Origin of the sequence: Streptomyces sp. NPDC006476 (assembly GCF_040612015.1) — a bacterium.
Lineage (GTDB): Bacteria > Actinomycetota > Actinomycetes > Streptomycetales > Streptomycetaceae > Streptomyces > Streptomyces griseorubiginosus_B.
Genome location: NZ_JBEXPK010000071.1, coordinates 1 through 17928 on the forward strand (window position 1 = coordinate 1; position 17928 = coordinate 17928).

15 protein-coding genes and 1 pseudogene are annotated in these 17928 nt (G+C 67.6%); 8 read left to right on the plus strand and 8 right to left on the minus strand.

Annotation, left to right across the window (positions count from 1 at the left end; translation table 11 throughout):
• Positions 1 to 91: 91 nt before the first annotated feature.
• Genes ABZZ74_RS43150 through ABZZ74_RS43160 form a run of 3 tightly spaced genes read right to left on the minus strand, consistent with a single transcriptional unit; the run spans position 92 to position 5036 of the window.
• A complete protein-coding gene (locus tag ABZZ74_RS43150) occupies positions 92 to 1933 on the minus strand; it encodes a RiPP maturation radical SAM C-methyltransferase (protein WP_356949603.1) in 1842 nt (613 codons plus the stop codon).
• A gap of 9 nt (positions 1934 to 1942) precedes the next feature.
• Positions 1943 to 2206: a hypothetical protein gene (locus ABZZ74_RS43155; protein WP_356949604.1), complete on the minus strand. Its 264-nt coding sequence runs from the start codon at positions 2204 to 2206 to the stop codon at positions 1943 to 1945.
• Positions 2178 to 5036, minus strand: a complete 2859-nt coding sequence (locus tag ABZZ74_RS43160; protein ID WP_356949605.1) for a BTAD domain-containing putative transcriptional regulator — start codon at positions 5034 to 5036, stop codon at positions 2178 to 2180. Before ABZZ74_RS43160 ends, ABZZ74_RS43155 begins: the two co-directional genes overlap by 29 nt.
• A gap of 107 nt (positions 5037 to 5143) precedes the next feature.
• On the opposite strand from ABZZ74_RS43160, the gene ABZZ74_RS43165 reads away from it, so the two are divergent.
• From ABZZ74_RS43165 to ABZZ74_RS43185, 5 genes are all read left to right on the plus strand, one after another.
• Positions 5144 to 5968 carry a hypothetical protein gene (locus ABZZ74_RS43165; RefSeq protein WP_356949606.1) on the plus strand — a complete coding sequence of 275 codons (825 nt, stop codon included), beginning with the start codon at positions 5144 to 5146 and terminating at the stop codon, positions 5966 to 5968.
• Positions 5969 to 6047: 79 nt separating this feature from the next.
• Positions 6048 to 6899, plus strand: a complete 852-nt coding sequence (locus ABZZ74_RS43170; RefSeq protein ID WP_356949607.1) for a hypothetical protein — start codon at positions 6048 to 6050, stop codon at positions 6897 to 6899.
• A 283-nt stretch (positions 6900 to 7182) separates the two neighbouring features.
• The gene (locus ABZZ74_RS43175; RefSeq protein WP_356949608.1) at positions 7183 to 8286 is read left to right on the plus strand and encodes a hypothetical protein; all 1104 of its coding nucleotides are present in this window, start codon (positions 7183 to 7185) and stop codon (positions 8284 to 8286) included.
• A 112-nt stretch (positions 8287 to 8398) separates the two neighbouring features.
• Positions 8399 to 9010, plus strand: coding sequence for an NUDIX domain-containing protein (locus ABZZ74_RS43180; protein WP_356949609.1), 612 nt, complete (start codon positions 8399 to 8401; stop codon positions 9008 to 9010).
• 48 nt (positions 9011 to 9058) lie between these two features.
• Complete coding sequence (locus ABZZ74_RS43185; RefSeq protein WP_356949610.1) at positions 9059 to 9448, plus strand: hypothetical protein; 390 nt, start codon at positions 9059 to 9061, stop codon at positions 9446 to 9448.
• Between the two features lie 228 nt (positions 9449 to 9676).
• On the opposite strand, the pseudogene phoU reads toward ABZZ74_RS43185, so the two are convergent.
• The 3 genes and pseudogenes from phoU to ABZZ74_RS43200 form a co-directional block, all read right to left on the minus strand.
• A pseudogene (phoU, locus tag ABZZ74_RS43190) lies at positions 9677 to 10334 on the minus strand (phosphate signaling complex protein PhoU).
• A gap of 125 nt (positions 10335 to 10459) precedes the next feature.
• Entirely contained in the window at positions 10460 to 11155 is a 696-nt protein-coding gene (locus ABZZ74_RS43195; RefSeq protein WP_356949611.1) for a tyrosine-type recombinase/integrase, read from the minus strand.
• 119 nt (positions 11156 to 11274) lie between these two features.
• The gene (locus ABZZ74_RS43200; protein WP_356949612.1) at positions 11275 to 11733 is read right to left on the minus strand and encodes a DUF3592 domain-containing protein; all 459 of its coding nucleotides are present in this window, start codon (positions 11731 to 11733) and stop codon (positions 11275 to 11277) included.
• Between the two features lie 287 nt (positions 11734 to 12020).
• Between ABZZ74_RS43200 and ABZZ74_RS43205 the strand changes: the two genes are divergently transcribed.
• Both ABZZ74_RS43205 and ABZZ74_RS43210 read left to right on the plus strand, forming a co-directional pair.
• On the plus strand, positions 12021 to 12362 hold the full coding sequence (locus ABZZ74_RS43205; RefSeq protein ID WP_356949633.1) for a hypothetical protein: 342 nt from the start codon (positions 12021 to 12023) through the stop codon (positions 12360 to 12362).
• A gap of 216 nt (positions 12363 to 12578) precedes the next feature.
• The gene (locus ABZZ74_RS43210) at positions 12579 to 12770 is read left to right on the plus strand and encodes a hypothetical protein (protein ID WP_356949613.1); all 192 of its coding nucleotides are present in this window, start codon (positions 12579 to 12581) and stop codon (positions 12768 to 12770) included.
• Positions 12771 to 12785: 15 nt separating this feature from the next.
• Here the strand turns inward: ABZZ74_RS43210 and ABZZ74_RS43215 are convergent, their stop codons facing one another.
• Entirely contained in the window at positions 12786 to 14504 is a 1719-nt protein-coding gene (locus ABZZ74_RS43215) for an alpha-amylase family glycosyl hydrolase (protein WP_356949614.1), read from the minus strand.
• A gap of 749 nt (positions 14505 to 15253) precedes the next feature.
• On the opposite strand from ABZZ74_RS43215, the gene ABZZ74_RS43220 reads away from it, so the two are divergent.
• On the plus strand, positions 15254 to 16591 hold the full coding sequence (locus ABZZ74_RS43220) for a UDP-glucose/GDP-mannose dehydrogenase family protein (RefSeq protein ID WP_356949615.1): 1338 nt from the start codon (positions 15254 to 15256) through the stop codon (positions 16589 to 16591).
• Here ABZZ74_RS43220 and ABZZ74_RS43225 read toward each other — a convergent pair.
• Positions 16583 to 17926 carry a glycosyltransferase gene (locus ABZZ74_RS43225; protein ID WP_356949616.1) on the minus strand — a complete coding sequence of 448 codons (1344 nt, stop codon included), beginning with the start codon at positions 17924 to 17926 and terminating at the stop codon, positions 16583 to 16585. The genes ABZZ74_RS43220 and ABZZ74_RS43225 overlap by 9 nt on opposite strands.
• Positions 17927 to 17928 lie beyond the last annotated feature (2 nt).

Genomic DNA, 17928 nt, shown 5'->3' on the forward strand with positions numbered 1-17928 from the left:
AAGACCCAAAGCCATTCATCTGGACCAAGACAGCCGAAGAGATCCTCGACTCCCTCGCCCGCTTCTGCCGACGGATCTCTGGCGCAGGACACTAGCGGCCCGCCCCCGCCGGCACTGCCAGTGCCAATGTCAGTGCCTCGTCGCGGAAGACGAGGCCGCGCCGCCGGAACTCCTCGAGTACCTCCTCAATGAAGGCGATGGAACGCGCCGGCCGGAGTTTGTCGCGGATCGCGGATGCGGTCACGGCGCGGTCCGCGCACGCGAGGTAGATATCGGCGAGGGTTCCTTCGAAGGTGTAGGTTCCTGCGCTCTCACGTGGCCGGTTGTCGTGGATCTGGACCAGGCCCGGCGCCGACCGGTACGTCAGTGCGGGGCGCTGCGGGGAGTGCCAGGCGCCGGACCAGGTGGCGAGCGCGGCGCGCAGGGGTTCATAGGTGTCCTCGGGCAAGGTCCCGTCGACCTCGTAGTCGAAGAAGTAGGCGATCCGGTCCAGGTCCATCGACTTCGGGTACACGTACTGGTAGCTGCGCTCCGGTTCGCGGCGCCGTAGTCCGAAGCGCACCGGGTCCGTGTACAGGGGGCTGAAGCGTTCGAGCCAGATGCGGCCGGAGTTCTCGGGTGGCTGCAGGTGTGCCAGGTCCGGGACGACCGCAGCCTGACCGGCATAGTCGGCTTCGGTCTCGCCGGGGAAGCCCCACAGGATGCTCCAGGCGACATCGATGCCGTAATACCGTGCCCAGCGCAGGAGATTGACGTTCTGTGCGGCTCGCACCCCCTTGTCCATGAGGCGCAGGACGTGAGAGCTCAACGACTCCAGTCCCGGCTGCAGATGGGTCACTCCACCGCGGGCCAGGATGCGCAGGTGTTCTCGGGTGAGGTTGGCCTTGGCCTCGTAGAAGATTTGATAGTCCGTGCCGGTGTCGGCGAGGACGGGGAACAGTTCCGTCAGGTACCGCAGGTCGAGGATGTTGTCCACGGCCTCGAAGCGGAAGCTGCGGTAGCGCCGGGCGAGTTCCGCCAATTCCTCTAGGACCCGTTGCGGGGACTTGGCCCGGAACCGCATGGACGTGCCGTTGAGGCCGCAGAATGTGCAGTGATGCCGGGCGCCCCACCAGCACCCGCGGGAGCTTTCGAACGGGATCCACACCTCGCGACGGGCCGCCCGGGACAACAGACCCAGGCGCTGCGCCCGTTCGAAGTACTCGCTGTAGTCGGGTGCCGGAAGGGCGTCGAGGTCGCCGTCGGGAGGCGTGGGCTCCCGTGTGGCGAGCCGGTCGCCGGACCGGCGGGAGACGCCGGGGACGGTTGCCGGGTCGGCTCCGCCAGCGAGCGTGTCCAACAGGCGTGGGAAGGACGCGTCGGCCTCACCGGTGACAACCAGGTCGACGGACTCGACGCGGCGGAGAAGCTCCAGGCCCATCTCGCCGTCGAAGTTCGCCCCGCCGAAGACTGTGACGAGGTGCGGGTGGCGCTGCTTCAGCCGGCGCGCCAGCGCGAACGAGGCGGCGTTCTGTTGGAACGTGCAGCTGAAGCCGACGACTTGCACCTCGTGCCAGGGATGGGCGTCGACCAGGGCGTCGAGGAATGCGGGGACGTCGTCGTCCCGGATCCGCAGCAGTCGTTCACGTACCGCCTGGTGGGTGCCGGGCAGGTACGACAGTTCCGCCGCGAAGTCGTCCAGCAGGCGTCCGTCGGGGTCGGGTGCCTGTGGGCCGAACGCCTCGGCGGAGAAGAGCCAGTCGCCGATCTGCGGGCCGCGCGGCTCGGCGAGCGTGCGGTAGTACTCGGCGCCGAGGCGCGCCGCGAATTCGAGGTTCGCGTGCAGGCTGTGCACCGTGTGGCCGTGCCTGGTGCCGATGGCCTTGAGCAGGCCGAGCTGGATTGAGGGGCGGTCCAGTCCCATGAACGGCATCGAGACGAGGACGGTACGCATGCTATGCCGTCAGCGGGTGATCTTTGAGACCGTCACATGAACCGTGTGTCCGGAAGAGGAGGTGTCGGGCGCGGGTTCGGGGGCGAACGCGGCCTCGAACATGTCCTGCACCGTCTCGACCTTCACGTTCACGCTGATCGACTCCTCGCCGTCGGCCGCGCTGACGATCGCGTTGAGCAGGCAGCGCAGCAGAGCCTGCGCGGGCAGGGTGCCGCTGTCGACCGCCTGCGTCAGCGCCTCGATGTCACTGAGGCTGACGATTACGTTGTCCATCTGGAACCTCCGGGTCGGTTTGTTCTGCCTGGTCGGCGCGGGCGCGCACGGCTGCGGCGTCCGGGTGGTGGATGAGGTCGAGGATGTCGGCGGCGCACCGCCACGCGGCGCAGGCGGACGCGACGTCACCGGCGGCGTAGTGGGCGTCGCCCAGGGAGGCCGTACTGTCAGCCTCGTTGTACCGGTCGTCGAACTCCCGGAACAGCGCGACCGCGGTCTGGTAGCACGAGATGGCCGCGTCATGGTGGCCGAGCCGCTGGTTGGCGTAGCCCAGGCTGTCCCAGGTCTCCGCCTGGCCGAATCGATCGCCGAGTTGTCGCTGCATCTCCAGCGCCTGCCGGCAGTACGTGACGGCTTGTGCGTAGTCGCCCAGCACGGCCAGGAACCAACCGACGGCGTTGAGGCTTCTGGCCTGCCCCGGCTCATGGCTGGCGGCATGGAACAGGTCGACGGCGCGTCGCGCGTGGCCGAGCGCTTGCCGGTACAGGCCCTGACGTTCCAGCAGCCAGGCGTGCTGGCGGTGGGTGTGCGCCTCACCAGCGGTGTCGCCGGCCGCCCGGTACAACCGCAGCGCGTCGCTCAGGCGGGCGTCCGCCTCGTCGTAGCGGCTCAGCCTGATGTACGCGCAGCCCAGGAAGCGGTGTGCGAAGGCCTCTTTGCGCGGATCCGCCAGCCGCCGGGCCGCCCGCAGTGCCGTGGTGAGGGCCTCGATCGAATCGTGCCAGTGGCCCTGGTAGGCGAAGAACCTGGTGAGGGCCCAGGCCAGTTGCCAGCCGAGGGCGTCGTCGGCGGCTTGGCGCAGCATGGACAGCAGCACCCGGTGTTCGGCGCCGAACCAGGCGAGTGCCGCCCGCTGGTCGGGTGGTGTTTCGGGGCCCACACCGGCGAGGAGCTGCGGTGGTGTCGTGGGATCGTCCCGGAGCGGGTTCAGCAGTTGGTCCGCCGCGTACGCGCTGTGCACGTAGTGGCTGAGTGCCCGGTGCAGCGCGGCGGTGCGGTCAGTGTCGCTGTCGAGCGTCCGGGCCAGTTCGGCGGCGTACGCGCGCAGCAGGTCGTGGAAGGCGTACCGGGTGGGTGTGCGGGCCAGCAGGTTGGCCCGGGTCAGTTCGGCCAGCAGGGGCCGCACCTCGGCGGCCGGTACCCCAGCCAGGCTGGCCGCGGCCGGCATGCCAATGTCGGGTCCGGGGTGCGTTCCGAGCAGCCGGAACAGCCGCGCGGCCGCCGGGCTGAGCTTCCGGTAGGACCAGGAGAAGACGGCCCGGACGTCGCTCTCCAGGTCGGGATCGGTGAACTCGGCCAGCCCGCCCTGGGCCTCGCGCAGATCGGCCGCGAGCACGGCGAGGGGCAGGCCGGGCTGGGTGGCTGCGCGGGTGGCCACGATGGCCAGGGCCAGCGGCAGCCGTGCGCACATCGCGACCATCTCGTCCACGGTGTCCGACTCCGCCTCGACCCGTCTCGCGCCGAGCCGGCGTACCAGCAGGTCGCGCGCCTCCGCGAGCGACGGCAGCTCAAGGGTCAGCGGGTGCGCGCCCACCGTGGTGACCAGGCCGGAGAGCCGGTTGCGGCTGGTCACCAGCGCCATGCAGCCGGGCGCGGCGGGGAGCAGCGGGCGCACCTGCTCGACGTCGCGCGCGTTGTCGAGCAGAAGGAGCAGCCGCCGTCCCGCCAGCAGGCTGCGATACAGGCCCACCTGCGCCGTCAGCGTGGCCGGGATCCGGGTGTGCGGCACACCCAGCGCGTCGAGGAACCCGCGGATCACTTCCTCCGCGGTCACGGGAGAACCGGTCGGATCGAACCCGCGCAGGTTCGCATACAGCTGCCCGTCACTGAACCGGTGGGCCGCCTGGTGTGCCCAGTGCACCGCCAGGGCCGTCTTGCCGACGCCCGCCATCCCGTCGATCGTGGCTATCACCGGAGGGCCGGCGGGCCGGTCCGAGACCGGGGAGGCGAGGCCCAGGAGACCGTCCAACCCGCGCAGTTGTGCCTCGCGCCCGGTGAAGCCGAACAAGTCCGGGGGCAGTTGGGCTGGGACGGCCGCCTTGACGGTGTCGGCGGCCGCCTGACCGGCAGGGGAGCCGGTGCGCAGCTCGCCGCGCAGGATCGCCTCGTACAAGGTGCGCAGGGCAGGACCGGGGTCCGCGCCCAGGGCCTCGGCCAGCCGCGCCCGTACCGTCGCATAACGGTCGATGGCCTCCGCGTCCCGGCCTGCAGCGTGCAGCGCCTCCATCAGCAGGCCTTCCAGCGGCTCGGCGAGCGGGTACTCGCCGATCAGGCCGGGCAGCGTGGTGATCACCACCTCGGCGTGGCCGAGCCGAAGCTCGGCGCGCGCCCAGTGGACGGCCGCGTCCAGGCGGCGCTGGTGCCAGTTCTCACGGACGTTGGCCGCCCAGTCGCCGCTCAGCGCGGCCAGGGGCGTGCCGCGCCAGAGACTCAGCGCCTGCGCGAGCACGGCCGCCCGGTCCGCGTCGGCACGCGACACGTCGCGGCCCTGATCGGCCAGCCGCCAAAACCGGTGCACGTCGACCCGGTCCGGGTCGACGTGAAGCACATACCCGGCGTGTCGGCGCTCGAGCCGCACGGTGACGCCGTCACCGAGCGTGGCCGCCTCCCTGAACACGTGGCGGAGCCGACTCAGATGCGAGTAGAGGACGTTGCGAGCCTCCACCGGAGCTGCCTCGCCCCAGACCCGGTCGATGAGCGCCTCGATCGGGACCGGCCGCCCCGCGTCCACCGCCAGCGCTGCGAGCACAGCCTGCTGCCTCGGCGGTCCAGCGTCGAGCGGCCGGCCCGCGGCCAGAACCTGCACTTCGCCGAGCAACCGGAACTCCATCAGCACCTTCGGTTATCACTTTGCTACAGACCGTTTTCTCGCCATGCTGCCCGGGCCGCAAGGTCGGCGCAAGATACGCAAGCAGGTCGAGGTGCAACCGTTCGGACATGCCTCACCAAACCGATCCCACACACGCCGGTCCAGGAGCCGCCACGACCGCCCGGCACAGTGACCACAGCGGTCACCGGCATGGCGCCGGTGAGTGCGACACCACGGGCCGGCGCGGCATGCTGCTGTTCGGCGAGGGCCCGACGTACCTGTCGCACCTGCCGACGTACGAGTGCCCGCACAACTTCCAGGTCCTCGCCGAGGTCGAGCTCGGCCCGGCACTGGAGGTCATCCGCGCCGACCGCACGCGGCACGGCGACGGCATATACACCTTCGACCCCTCCCCCTTCCCGATCGCCGAGCTGGAGCCCGGTGTCGGCGCCCCGGGCCGGACGGCGATAGAGGGCACCCTCGTGCGCGGGCATTTCGAGCGGGGCGGCACTCCGATCGCGTCCGGGGTGCGCGCGGACGTCCGGCACATGGTCTGGTTCAGCCGCCTCGACACCGAGAGCGACACCGACACCGAGCCCGTGCCCGGGCGAGAGCTGCGGTACCTGTGCTTCGGGTGTGACAACCACATGTATCTGGTCCACGAGCTGCGTGAGCGGCCGAGCTTCGACCAGGTACTGAGCGTGCGGCTGGTCCCCGGCACCGTCCGGACTCAGGTCGGCCACCCGCTCGACGACGACGTGTCGGCGCTGCGTTTCGAGCAGGCACAGCCCGTCTCGTTCGGCCGGGGCGACGGTGTCGAGCACCGGCTTGGCGTCGGCGAGGTTGTCACCGCCTCCTTCCCGGCGACCCGCTCTCCGAGCTTCTCCCGCGGCTTCACGCTCGGGATCGAGGTTGAGCGGCAGCTCTACCTCGAGATCGGCGAACTCGCCTGACCCGCAACAGCCGTGGACGAACTGACCGGCAAGCGATGGGTACTCTCGGGCGCCCTCGACATGATCAAGGAGACCTGTCATGGGGATGCAACTGGATTGGCGCTTCTGTCAGAAATGCAACGTGATGTTCTTCGATGGCTTCCCCGACAAGGGGAGCTGCGCGGCGGAGGGCCCGCATGTCGCGTCGGGCTTCGTGTTCGCCCTGCCGCACGACATCCCGCCCGCCCCGAAGTCCCAGGCCGCCTGGCGGTACTGCGCCAAGTGCCACGCGATGTTCTACGACGGGTTCCCGCAGAAGGGTGCCTGCCCGACAGACGGCGGCGGGCACGCGGCCGCCGGGTACGGATTCGTGCTGCCCCACGACGTGCCGCCGACCGGGAACGCGCAGGACGCCTGGCGGTACTGCGGCAAGTGCTCCGCCATGTTCTACGACGGGTTCCCCGGCAAGGGGCGGTGCGACGGGGGCGGGGAGCACGTCGCCCAGGGGTTCGTGTTCGTACTGCCCCACGATGTGCCGGCTTCGCTGGACTTCACCTTCGCGCCGATCGTGTTCTCCTCGGGCGTCGCGGCGGGCGGCAACTCGCACCTTGTGTTGCGCCAGGATGGCTCGTACACGTTTTCGGGGCACTTCCACGACTCAGGTCTGGCCCCCTACAACACCGTGCTCGCGTGGGTCGTCAAGGATCTGGTCGATCAGGCGTACACCTTCCAGCACACAGGGCACATCGCCGGCTCGGTGACGTCGGGTTCCTCCGACGACAACTGGAACGTCAGCGCTACCAACGGCGTGATCGCCGAGAACTGGGCGAACATCGCCGCATCGGCGACCAGTCGAGCCGACGCCAAGGTGAACGTCGACCTGAGCAGCGTGATGGACAGCGTCGTGCGGGCGGTCGGCGTGGTCGCGCAGGTGGTCGCCGTCGTCGCGTGAGCCGCCGCCCCGGAGTCCGCACTAGGACGAGAACGATACGCGTGCGACCGAGTCGATCATCACCGCCAGCTCCCCGGCGACCGGCTCTCCGAGTCTGTCCCGCGGTTTCACCGTCGGGATCGAGGACGGGCGGCCGCCCTATCAGAAATCGACGTGCGCGTCCGATCGTGCGCCGCACGACGCCCCGAGGACGCGAACAAAGGTGGGGGCCTCTTGCCGAGGCCCGCGGCACCGCACACACGACATTGCAGAACTTCGAATCAATTCCCCTCAGGAGGAAGTCATGCCGGAAGTAATCGGCGCCATCCGCGACAAATGGCTCGCCTTGGGCGGTCCCGGCTCCGTGGTCGGTGACGCTCTCGACATCGAGCGACCCACGTTCGACGGTGTCGGCCGCGCGCAGGAGTTCGCGGGCGGGGTGATCTCGTGGCACCCGCAGCTCGGCGCTTTCGCCACGTGGGGTGCCATCTGCGCGCAGTGGAAGGCCGTGGGCCGCGAGCACTGGGGCTACCTGCTCACCGACGAGCTCGGCTGCCCGGACGGCCGTGGCCGCTTCAACCACTATCGCGCGATGCACCTGCCCGGACGCCCCGAGGCATCCATCTACTGGACCCCGCAGACCGGCGCGCACGAGGTGTACGGCGCGATCCGCGGCAAGTGGAGCCAACTCGGCTGGGAAAAGGGGTGGCTGGGCTACCCCACCAGCGGGGAGACGGACCTTCCCGAAGGCGGCCGACTGGCCACCTTCGAGCACGGCGGCATGTACTGGTGGCCGGACACCGGCGCGATCGACATCGGCGACGTGGCGGTCCGCTACCGCGGCATGAACTGCTTCGGCGAGAGCGACGAAGCCTCCGGCTCCGACGAGCCCTACTTCATCGTCGGCGGCGTGGGGTCGGGCGCGCAGATCCCGACCTTCCGGACGCAGGTGTACGACGACGTTGACGCCGGCGGGTCCTTTCCCCACCCCGGAGCAGACATCTACCGGGGCCGTCCGTGGGGCCTCGCCCTCTCCGTCACCGGCATGGAGCACGACGAGGGCAACCCCGACGCGTACAAGGACCTCGTCACCAAGGGGGTCGCGGGCGTGGTGACGGCAGCCGGGGGAGCCCTTGCGGCCACCGGGATCGGGGCTCCCGTGGTGGCAGTGTTGGAGCCTGCGCTCGCCGCGCTCGTCCCCGTGCTGGCCAACGCGATCAACAAACTGTTGGGGACGGGCGACGATGTCCTTGGCACGGTGGCCGCGCAGATCAGCGCCAAGCAGATGTGCACCCTGGCGGGTGCCGGCCTGCAGGGCGAGCGGGACATCCGCTACCACATCGCCACGCCACTGATCAGCGATGGCGAAGCCTCGTACAAGGCGTACTTCGACATCGTCCGGGCCTGAATTCGCAGCGGGGCGTGGGCACGGCTTCCGTCTTCCATGGCCGGATCCGGCAGGGAAGGCTGACGCCGTCCAGGCCCCGCGACCGGACTCTCCGCACAGAAAGGTGTGAAACATGACGCTGGAACCGGGTGACCACGTCTGGTACTGGAACGGCAACATCTCACAGGAACTGAGCATTCCTCAGGCATTGTGGTTCCCAGGGTTTAAGGGACCGACCGACTACCTCGGACACGGCAGGGAAATCTTCAAGCTCGTGTTCGACCACGACGCGGACCTGCCGCCCGGCACGCATGTTCCGGCGGGGAGTGTGGCCCCGGAGGAGCCGCTGGAAGAGGCAGTATTGCGGGAAGTCGCGGAGGAGTGCGGGCTGACCTGCGTGCGAGTGCTGCGCCCCCTCGCGCAGGAGCACACGCCGCACCCGATCCGCCGCTTCCCCCCGCCACACCACCTTCTTCGAAGTGGAGGTGGACGACGACGCAGATGTCCCGGATGCGTGGGACCACCACGTGACGGGCGCGGGGCGCGACAACGGCATGACGTTCCATTGCCGTTTCGAGCCGCTGCCCCTGGCCTTCCCGTTGGCGGACGGCCAGGACGCCTGGCTGGATCGTCTGGAAGCATCAGTGCCGTCGCTTGGTCGCCCCCCCAGCTGGCACGTCAGGCTATCGATTTCGATGACCTGTCGCAGCGGCTTGAACAGGGCTGCGCCAGGCCGTTCCCGTGAAGGGTGCAGACCAGGTGCAGGCGCAGTCCCCAGAACCAGGAGGAGCCAGTGTCATACCCGCAACTGCTCACCCCCGAGGAGAAGCTCGCCGACGCGAAGAAGCTGTTGAGCCTCCCGCGTATCGTCGTGATCTGCGGCTCCACCCGCTTCATGACCGAGATGAACGAGGCCGATCTGCGGGAGACCAATGACGGAAAGATTGTCGTCAAACCAGGCTGTGACATGAAGTCGCCGCACGATCTTTGGTCCGATCCTGTCGAGGCCGAGGCGCTGAAGGTACGACTCGACGATCTGCACCGGGCGAAGATCCGGCTCGCTGATGACGTGCTCGTAGTCGGCGACTACATCGGAGACAGCACCCGAGCTGAAATCGCCTATGCCCGGTCGCTGGGCAAGCCCGTGCGGTTCACGCACCCCGAAGTCGACCCTGACGCCTGACCGCCCGCTGCCACCTCGACAACCAGGGCCGGCAGCCCGGCGCCTGACCGTCTCGCGGTGGTTTCGGCTGTGGGTTCGGCCAAGACCGTGGGGTCATGCTGCCGGTCGCAGTGCTCACGGTGACGGCCGCGGTGCTGGTCGGAGTCCTTGTCTGACGGCTGCGGCCAGGTGGCCCGTTGCGGTAGCGGCCTGGGCATGAGGTGAGCCGCCCCGAGGGCGAGTTTGTGATCACGGTGTCGCGGGCGGATCAGCCAGGTCGTCCGCGTGTTCTCCGGTGACCAGGTAGACCACGCGGCGGGCGACGGAGACGGCGTGGTCGGCGAAGCGTTCGTAGTAGCGGCCGACCAGGGTGACGTCGACGGCCGTTTCCACGCCGTGGTGCCAGCGGTCGTCCATCAGGTGGTGGAAGATCATGCGGTGCAGCTCGTCCATCCGGTCGTCGTCCCGCTCCAGCTGCAGCGCGGCGTCGACGTCGTGAGTGATGAGCACCTCGGCGGCCTGGGCCATCAGCCGCTGCGCGAGCTGGCCCATCTCCAGGATCGTGCGGCGCAGCCGGCTCGGGGTAGCGCCTGCGGGCCACTGCGGCGACATGCTGGGCCAGGACGCCGCAGCGTTCGAGGTCCGCGCTCATCCGCAGGGAGGTAACCACCACCCGCAGGTCGGTGGCGACGGGCTGCTGCCGGGCGAGGACCGCGATGGCCTGATGCTCCAGCTCCCGCTGCCTGTCTTCGACCTGCGCTTCGGTAGAGATCACGGTCTCCGCCTGCTGAAGGTCGGTGTCCAGCAGGGCGCTGGTGGCCCGGCCCATGGCCGAGCCGACCAGATTCGCCATCCCCACCAAGCTCTCGCTGATCGACTCCAGCTCCTTGTGGTAGGTCTCGCGCATTCGTGCCTCACCCTCGAGTCCTCGCGCCTGCCTGCACTTGCTGCCAGATTCCCACATTGGGTTTTCGGGGCCCGGCCGGGAGGGCCGGCCACCGCCCGGGGCGCCGCTTCGGCTTTCAACCTCGATCACGTCGCTCTGGCGACGATCGCGCCGAATGATGGCATGCCCAGGTCGACCGCCCTGGAGGTGCGTGCCGCTTGGGCGTCGAGTTGAACGAGCTTGTCCTGTGCGCCAGCGAGGCTGACTTGCAGACCCTCGATCTCACCGAGCCACCCTTCGCGTTCGGCTTCGACGATGCGGGCGACGAGGTTGTCCCGGATCTCGGTCAAGCGGTGCCGCTGCTCGGGGTCGGGCCGCAGGAGGGAGCATCGGATGCATGCGTGTTCGTGGATGCAGGGGGTTCCGAAGGACCGTCCGCAGATGCCGATCGAGAGTTTCCGCTTCTCGAAGTGGCCGAGGAACTGGTCCCATTCCTCGGGGGTGGGCGTCCGGTATTCCTCTGCGGATCGCAGGACCCGGCGGCGGGTGATGAAGGCTCGGTGGGCTTCGATCGCATCGTGGGGATAGACCGAGTTGTAGCCCATCGTGGTGTTGATGTCCTTGTGGCCGCAGATGATCTGGGCGATGTGCGGTGGCATGCCGTTCGCGATGGAGTCGGTGACGAAGATGCGGCGGAAATCGTGCGGCTGGAAGCGCAGGGACTTGCCGTTCTCATCGATCAGCCCGGTGGCGGCCAGCGCCTCGTTGAGGGCCTTGTGGATGTTGGCCGGCGAGACGGGCCAGCGGCGGCCGGCGGATTCCCACTGGAACAGCAGCGGCACAGGCGGGTTCCAGAGCCTCGAGCAGGCCGCGGGTGCGCAGGAACTAGCAGACGGGCTTGGCCGCGAGGTTCACGTCGATCCGTTCCAGGTCGTGCACGTCGCGTTCGCGGCGCTCCGCGCTACCCCCAGCAGGCCGACCCGGAAACCGCGCAGGCCACGCCCAGGACGGGGATTGGGACCACCAGAACCGCCAAGAGAACCAGCACCGTCACCAGCTCGAGGATGGTCCATTTCCTCCCGATAAGGGGTGGGATCGCTGTGGCCCATTCGGGCCGCTCCGGCTCATAGTAGACGGTGACGGAATCCCCCTTCCTGTTCGTCATGGACCGGCGGCTCCACTCCGAGAAAAGGCACTGCCTCCCGCTGGCGTCGGTGAATTCGTACAGATGGAGGTGCTCGACCAGCAAGCCCTCCTCGGTTTCCGTCTCGTACGTATCTACGCTCAGGCAACGCCCCGCGGCGGCGTGGCCGCTGTTCCAGGCGCGTAACTTCTGCAGATCGCGGCGCAGGTGTGGGCGCACGATGAGCAGGATGACGCCGGCGCCGGGGATCAACAGGGCCAAAGATAGGGCGATCACGGTGCTCCCCCCTGGCTGGCGGCTCGAACAAGGTCCCCGATGAGACGGGGACAACACTCGCAGACCGCGACGCCGAACGCCTCCGTGGAACTACGTAACTGCTCACTAGACGGTATGTAGGTGCCGGTCGTGGGCCCGGGCCTCGCTCGCAAGTTGTCGTGGGTTGCCGGCCGGGCGCAGCCTGGCCGGTAGTGCCTACATTTGCGGGAGGCCCGGTATTTTCCGAGCGTACGAGCGTCGGGTTGGATGTGCATGCCCGCAGCGTGGTGGCGTGCGCGATCGACACGGTGACCGGGGAGTTGATCCGCTGTCGGCTCACGCCGCAGCACGTGGACGTCCTGGGGTGGATCAGTGGCCTGCCCGCTCCGGCCGCGGTGGTCTACGAAGCCGGGCCGACCGGTTTCGGCCTGGCCCGGGCGCTTTCGGCAGCGGGGATACGCTGCGAGGTACTCGCGCCCTCGAGACTGCAGCGTCCGGCCGGGGAGCGGGTGAAAACCGATGCGCGTGACGCCCTGCACCTGGCGAACTGCTGCGCCTGGACGAGTTCACCGCGGTGCGGGTGCCCTCGCCGGGGGAGTGCGCGGGTGTCTGCCCGGGGCGCACTTCCACGGGTGAGTACCGCTCCCTGAACAGGGGGTGGGCCACCGCGTAACTCTCGTTGGTTGGCATTGTTCACGAGAACCGGGCTCTGGCACAGATCTTGGGGAGCGGTCGCAGAGGGTGACCATGGTGTTCGATTGCGATGCACCGATCGAGTGTGAGACCGCGTACGCCGCGCCGTAGAACGGCAGGTAGTGGCGCTCCGTCAGGTAGCTGTAGGCATCCGCTGTTGGCGGCTGTGGCCGGTGACGGTGCTGGTCATGCAGGCTGACGCATCGTTCCGGAACTCGCTGGTGTTCGACGGGATCGACGAGCTCGCCGTCGAGGCGGTGACCGCCGCCTTCGGCACCGTCGACGTGGTAGCAAGAAGCCGAAGGGCCGGAGCATCCTGCCCGGACTGCAACGGCTTCTCGAAGTTGTTGTCGTTCCGAATCTGAGGGCGATGCGGACAGTTATCTGGTTAGCCAAGCCGCTGTGTCACTTTGTAGGCAGCCATCGTGGACCGGCGCGCTGGAGAGGATCACCTCTGTGTGATCAGGTAGGGCAATCTGGTGTTCGGAGAGATTGACCACGCATCGGAACCCCGGCTCTCTGGTGAAGGAGAGGACCTCCTCCTGGGCCGTGGAGTCCCAGGTTATGGTTCCGTCGCCCAGCGCGGGGTGCGCTTGGCGGAGGTGAAGAGCCTTGCGGTAGAGCTCCAGCATGGACTTCTCGTCGCCGTGCTGGGCCTGCACGGTCAGGCTCTTCCACGCAGCCGGCTGCGGCAGCCAGGGCTCTGTTGTGGCCGTCGGCGGGCTGTATCCGAATGGTGGCGAATCGCCGGACCACGGCATGGGCACCCGGCATCCGTCGCGGCCACGGTCGGTGCCCTCCGAGCGTTTCCAGGTGGGGTCCTGTAGAAGTTCTTCGGGGAGATCCTCGATCTGCCACAGCCCCAGTTCCTCCCCCTGATAGATGTAGGCACCTCCGGGAAGAGCAAGGGTCAGCAGTGCGGCTGCTCGCGCTCGTCTGGTGCCGAGTTCCAGGTCGAAGGTTTTGTCCTTGAGGAAGTCGGACAGCGCCCGTACGGGCTCGTCGGGCTGGGGCCTGCCGTAGCGGGAGACGTGTCGCGCCACATCGTGGTTGGACAGCACCCACGTCCCCGGTGCGCCGACGGCGCGGAAGGCCACGAGGTTGGTGTCGATAGCCTCGCGCAGGTGGTCGGCGCGCCAAGGCGCGGTGAGGTAGTCGAAGTTGAAGGCCGTGTGCAGTTCGTCGGGGCGTACGTAGCGGGCCAGCCGGTCGGGGGCACCCATCCATGCCTCGGCGACGAATACGCGTGGGTTGTCGTAGGAGTTGGCGACCGCGCGCCAGCCGCGGAAGATGGCGTGAACGCCTTCCCGGTCCCAGTGTGGGTGCCCGCCGTCGGCCGCCATACCGATACGTTCGATGTCTGAGTGGCCCAGGTCGGGCAGGCCCTCTTCCTTGACCAGTCCGTGGGCCACGTCGATGCGGATACCGTCCACGCCGAGGTCGAACCAGAAACGCAGGACGGCCTCGAACTCTCTGCGTACCTCGGCGTTGTCCCAGTTGAGATCCGGTTGTTCGGGTGCGAACAGATGGAGGTACCACTGCCCGGGTGTTCCGTCGGGCTCGGTCACCCGAACCCAGGCGGGGCCGCCGATGCCACTGCGCCAGTTGTTGGGCGGCAAGCTGCCCCCTGAGCCACGCCCGGCCCGGAAGACGTACCGCTCTCGTGCCGTGGAACCCGGTCCAGCGGTCAATGCCTCACGGAACCAGTGATGGTGGTCGGACGTGTGGTTGGGAACGATGTCCAGGAAGACCTTCAGTCCGAGCTCGTGAGCATCCTTCATCATGCTCTCGGCCTCTTCCAGAGTGCCGAAGACCGGATCGATGGCGCGGTAGTCCGAGACGTCGTACCCGCCGTCGGCCATGGGCGAGGGATACCAGGGGTTGAGCCACAGCGCGTCGACCCCCAGTTCCACGAGGTAGGGGAGCCTCGCCTGTAGCCCGGCGATATCACCGATGCCGTCACCGTTTCCGTCGGCGAAGCTGCGGATGTACACCTGATAGACGACCGCGCTGCGCCACCAGTCATGGGAGGCGGCGGAGGTCCGGGGGTGCTGTTGCGCAGTTTCGTGCGAAGAAGCGGGGTGGCACGACGGGGTCATGTGACGGCTCCTGCGGTCAACTCGACGAAGGCGCCTTCCTCCCTCGCCACCAGGAGGGCCACAGTGACGGCGGGGAGGCGCCACCGGCGAGGAGCGGGAGGGACGACCTGCGAAGCGTCTGCAGCGGGGCAGGCCGCTCGGCCATGACCGTCGGATCCCATTCCAGAGACGACCGGCGGACGACTATGGGGGCTGCATTCTCAGGGCATCATGGCGTAATTCCCTGTTGGTTCTCTATCGCAACTGGGTGGTTGCCCACGGAGACCACCGCGCTTGGAAAGCTGCCGCAGGTGAGCGTCCACTGGACGGCACAGGGATGGCAAAGTGTGCACCAGGGGCTGCATGACAAGGGGAACTTTGTTTCCCCGGCGCTTTCCAGCTGTCCAAAGACTCGACGAGTACACCGGCGTGCACTTCATCCATCTGCTGTCAGAATATCGCCCGTCCACCAGCCGCCGCAACGGCAGCGGTGGCGCCCAAAATCATTTCCTGGCCCAGTAGCGCTCTGCTGATGCGAGTGTCCCCGCAACCGCGCCACATACGCCGCGTTCAGAGTGGCCGTCGGCAGGTCGGCGCAGACCCTCCCAGTCGCCCGATCGCCTTCCGGTTTCACCTTGGCACTGGTTACCGCACAGCGGCATCGGCGCATACACCCGGTTGGGCGTCCGTCTTTTCGTCAGTCGAGAGGAGACGCCGCCTACGTGCAAGGGTTTCTCTGTCGGGTCCGGCGAGGCTGGAAGGTGACGGGCATGGCCATCGGCATCTCGGTGATCGGGACAGGGTATCTGGGGACCACTCATGCCGCGTGCATGGCGGAGATGGGCTTCGAGGTGGTGGGGGTCGATATTGATCAGGAGAAGGTGGGTCTGCTGTCGTCCGGCAGGGCGCCGGTGTATGAGCCGGAATTGCAGGAGCTGCTTGCCAAGCACGTGGTGGGGCAGCCTGGATCAACCGGTTTGCTGCGGTTCACGACGGCATGGGAGACGGCTGCCAAACATGCGGATGTTCATTTCGTGTGCGTCAGTACGCCCCAACGTCACGGTGGGCTTGCCGCGGACATGAGCCATGTGGAGGCGGCCATCGAGGCGCTTTCTCCTCACCTGAGCCGTCCGGCGCTGGTAGTGGGCAAGTCGACCGTTCCGGTGGGAAGCGCCGCTCGGCTGGCCGAGCGCCTGGCGATGCTGGCGCCGGTGGGGAAGGAAGCGGAGCTTGCCTGGAACCCCGAATTCCTGCGAGAAGGTCACGCCGTGGGTGACACGCTGCGACCGGACCGCTTGGTCGTGGGTGTCCGCAATCGGCGCGCCGAATCTCTCCTGCGGACGGTCTATGCCAAACCTATTTCCCAAGGAGTGCCGTTTCTGGTGACGGATTTCGCCACAGCCGAACTGGTGAAAGCTGCGGCGAATTCCTTCCTTGCCACGAAGATCTCCTTTATCAACGCCATGGCAGAGGTGTGCGAGGCCGCAGGCGCCGATGTGCTGCAGTTGAGTGAGGCGCTGGGGCACGATGAGCGGATCGGTGAACAATTCCTCAACGCCGGCCTGGGATTTGGAGGCGGTTGTCTCCCCAAGGACATCCGCGCCTTCATGGCCCGTGCGGGCGAATTGGGTGCCGATCAGGCGCTCACCTTCCTGCGTGAGGTCGACTTGATCAACATGCGCCGCCGGACACGTATGGTCGACATGGCCCGCCAGTACTGCGGCGGCGAATTCCTCGGTAAACGAGTGGCGGTACTCGGAGCGGCTTTCAAGCCGAACTCTGACGACGTCAGGGATTCTCCGGCCCTGAACGTCGCAGCCCAGATCCAGCTGTACGGCGGACAGGTCACCGTGTACGACCCCAAGGCCAACGACAACGCGCGACGAACCTTCCCGACACTCGACTACGTGGACTCGGCCCGGGATGCGGCTCATGAAGCGGACATCGTGCTTCATCTGACCGAATGGCAGGAGTTTCGGGATATGGCACCCGCGACCCTTGACGGGGTGTGCCACAAACGGATCCTCGACGGGCGCAACTGCCTGGATCCCGCGCGCTGGCGGAAAGCCGGATGGACGTACAGGGCGCTCGGGCGCCCCTCACTCTGAGACGCCAGGGGGCTGTTCCCTGGAGCCGGTCACGGCCGACAGGGAGACCTCCACTCCTTTGCGAGTGCCCCAGGCGGTGTCGCGCAGCGTGCACAGGGAGTAGACCCGCACCCACAGCAGAACGCCCATGTGCAGCAGGCCGTACAGCGGAGCCAGCAAGAAGGTTCCCAGCCGTTCCGTCCAGGGGATCCGGGTACGGGCACCGGCCTCCAGATACCTGGCCGACCAGGCGTAGCTGAGGAGCATCGCATGCATGAGGTACACCAGCAGCAAGGCGCCCTGAGCACTGATGAGCATCATGACCATGGCGAAGATCAGAACCCCTGTGAAACACGTCCAGGAAATCAACTCCAGCATCGCCAGCCAGAATCCCGGCCGGCTGACCTGTCCGACCCGGATGATCCACAGCGATTCACGGAAGAACGATTTGTTCCACCGCACCTGCTGCCGCAGGTAGTGCCTGACCTTCTCCGGAACCAGAGTCCAGGCCACAGCGTTGGCCTGCAGGACCGCTTTGCCGGTCAGCAGGCAGTAGTTGGTCATGTGCCGGTCGTCGCCGAAGGTGGACAGCCTGCCCAGGAACCGCTGGTTGAGGAAGCCATGAAGGTGCTCTCGCACCACGGTCCCGCGATAGAAGGCAAGCGACCCGCAGCAACACAGGACCGCCCCCAGCAGGCTGTATGCGGCACGCTCGTACAGGAACGCATTCGCGTAACGAAGATCGATCAGCCGGGTGAGAACGTTCTTGCGGGCGTTGAGGGCCAGTACCAGTCCGGTGACGGCATTCACCTTCTCCGAGGCGAATGGAAGCATTCCCCGCTCGATGGCGTACTTGTCCAGCACGGTGTCCGAATCGATGCCCAGGTAGATGTCCGTATCGGCATGAAGCCGGAAACCGGCCGCCAGCCCCTGGCGTTTGCCCTTGTTCTCCGTAAATTCCACCACGTGGTAACCGATTCCCGCGTCACGGAACCGGCGGATCACCTCGGGCGAGAGTGCGTAGGCCAACGCCCGGGAGTCCGTCGAGGCATCATCGATAACCACCAGCGTGGTCGGATGGCGGGTCTGATCCAGAACACTGTCGAGACACTTGGCGAACGCTTCCGGGTCCTCGTTGTAGACGGTGATGATCGCGCCGACCGTCAGCTCGTTCACCTTCGCCAGGTCCTCAGGGGCTGCGGCTGTCTGCGGCCGCCGGACGAGAGAAGCCCCCAGTTTGGCGAACATCAAGGCAAAGACGGCGGTCCCGTAGACGGATGCCATGGTGCCGCCCTGCGTGATCAGGATGATCGCCACGACCACCAGCATCGCAGCTGCCGAGATGAAGCGACTCATCG

What these genes read in the sequence shown, in the direction of transcription:
- ABZZ74_RS43215 (WP_356949614.1), bottom strand. Translation starts at nt 14,504, where the DNA reads ATGACCCCGTCGTGCCACCCCGCTTCTTCGCACGAAACTGCGCAACAG.
- ABZZ74_RS43225 (WP_356949616.1), bottom strand. Translation starts at nt 17,926, where the DNA reads ATGAGTCGCTTCATCTCGGCAGCTGCGATGCTGGTGGTCGTGGCGATC.
- ABZZ74_RS43170 (WP_356949607.1), top strand. Translation starts at nt 6,048, where the DNA reads ATGGGGATGCAACTGGATTGGCGCTTCTGTCAGAAATGCAACGTGATG.
- ABZZ74_RS43175 (WP_356949608.1), top strand. Translation starts at nt 7,183, where the DNA reads ATGCCGGAAGTAATCGGCGCCATCCGCGACAAATGGCTCGCCTTGGGC.
- ABZZ74_RS43165 (WP_356949606.1), top strand. Translation starts at nt 5,144, where the DNA reads ATGCCTCACCAAACCGATCCCACACACGCCGGTCCAGGAGCCGCCACG.
- ABZZ74_RS43155 (WP_356949604.1), bottom strand. Translation starts at nt 2,206, where the DNA reads ATGGACAACGTAATCGTCAGCCTCAGTGACATCGAGGCGCTGACGCAG.
- ABZZ74_RS43160 (WP_356949605.1), bottom strand. Translation starts at nt 5,036, where the DNA reads ATGGAGTTCCGGTTGCTCGGCGAAGTGCAGGTTCTGGCCGCGGGCCGG.
- ABZZ74_RS43150 (WP_356949603.1), bottom strand. Translation starts at nt 1,933, where the DNA reads ATGCGTACCGTCCTCGTCTCGATGCCGTTCATGGGACTGGACCGCCCC.
- ABZZ74_RS43220 (WP_356949615.1), top strand. Translation starts at nt 15,254, where the DNA reads ATGGCCATCGGCATCTCGGTGATCGGGACAGGGTATCTGGGGACCACT.
- ABZZ74_RS43180 (WP_356949609.1), top strand. Translation starts at nt 8,399, where the DNA reads ATGACGCTGGAACCGGGTGACCACGTCTGGTACTGGAACGGCAACATC.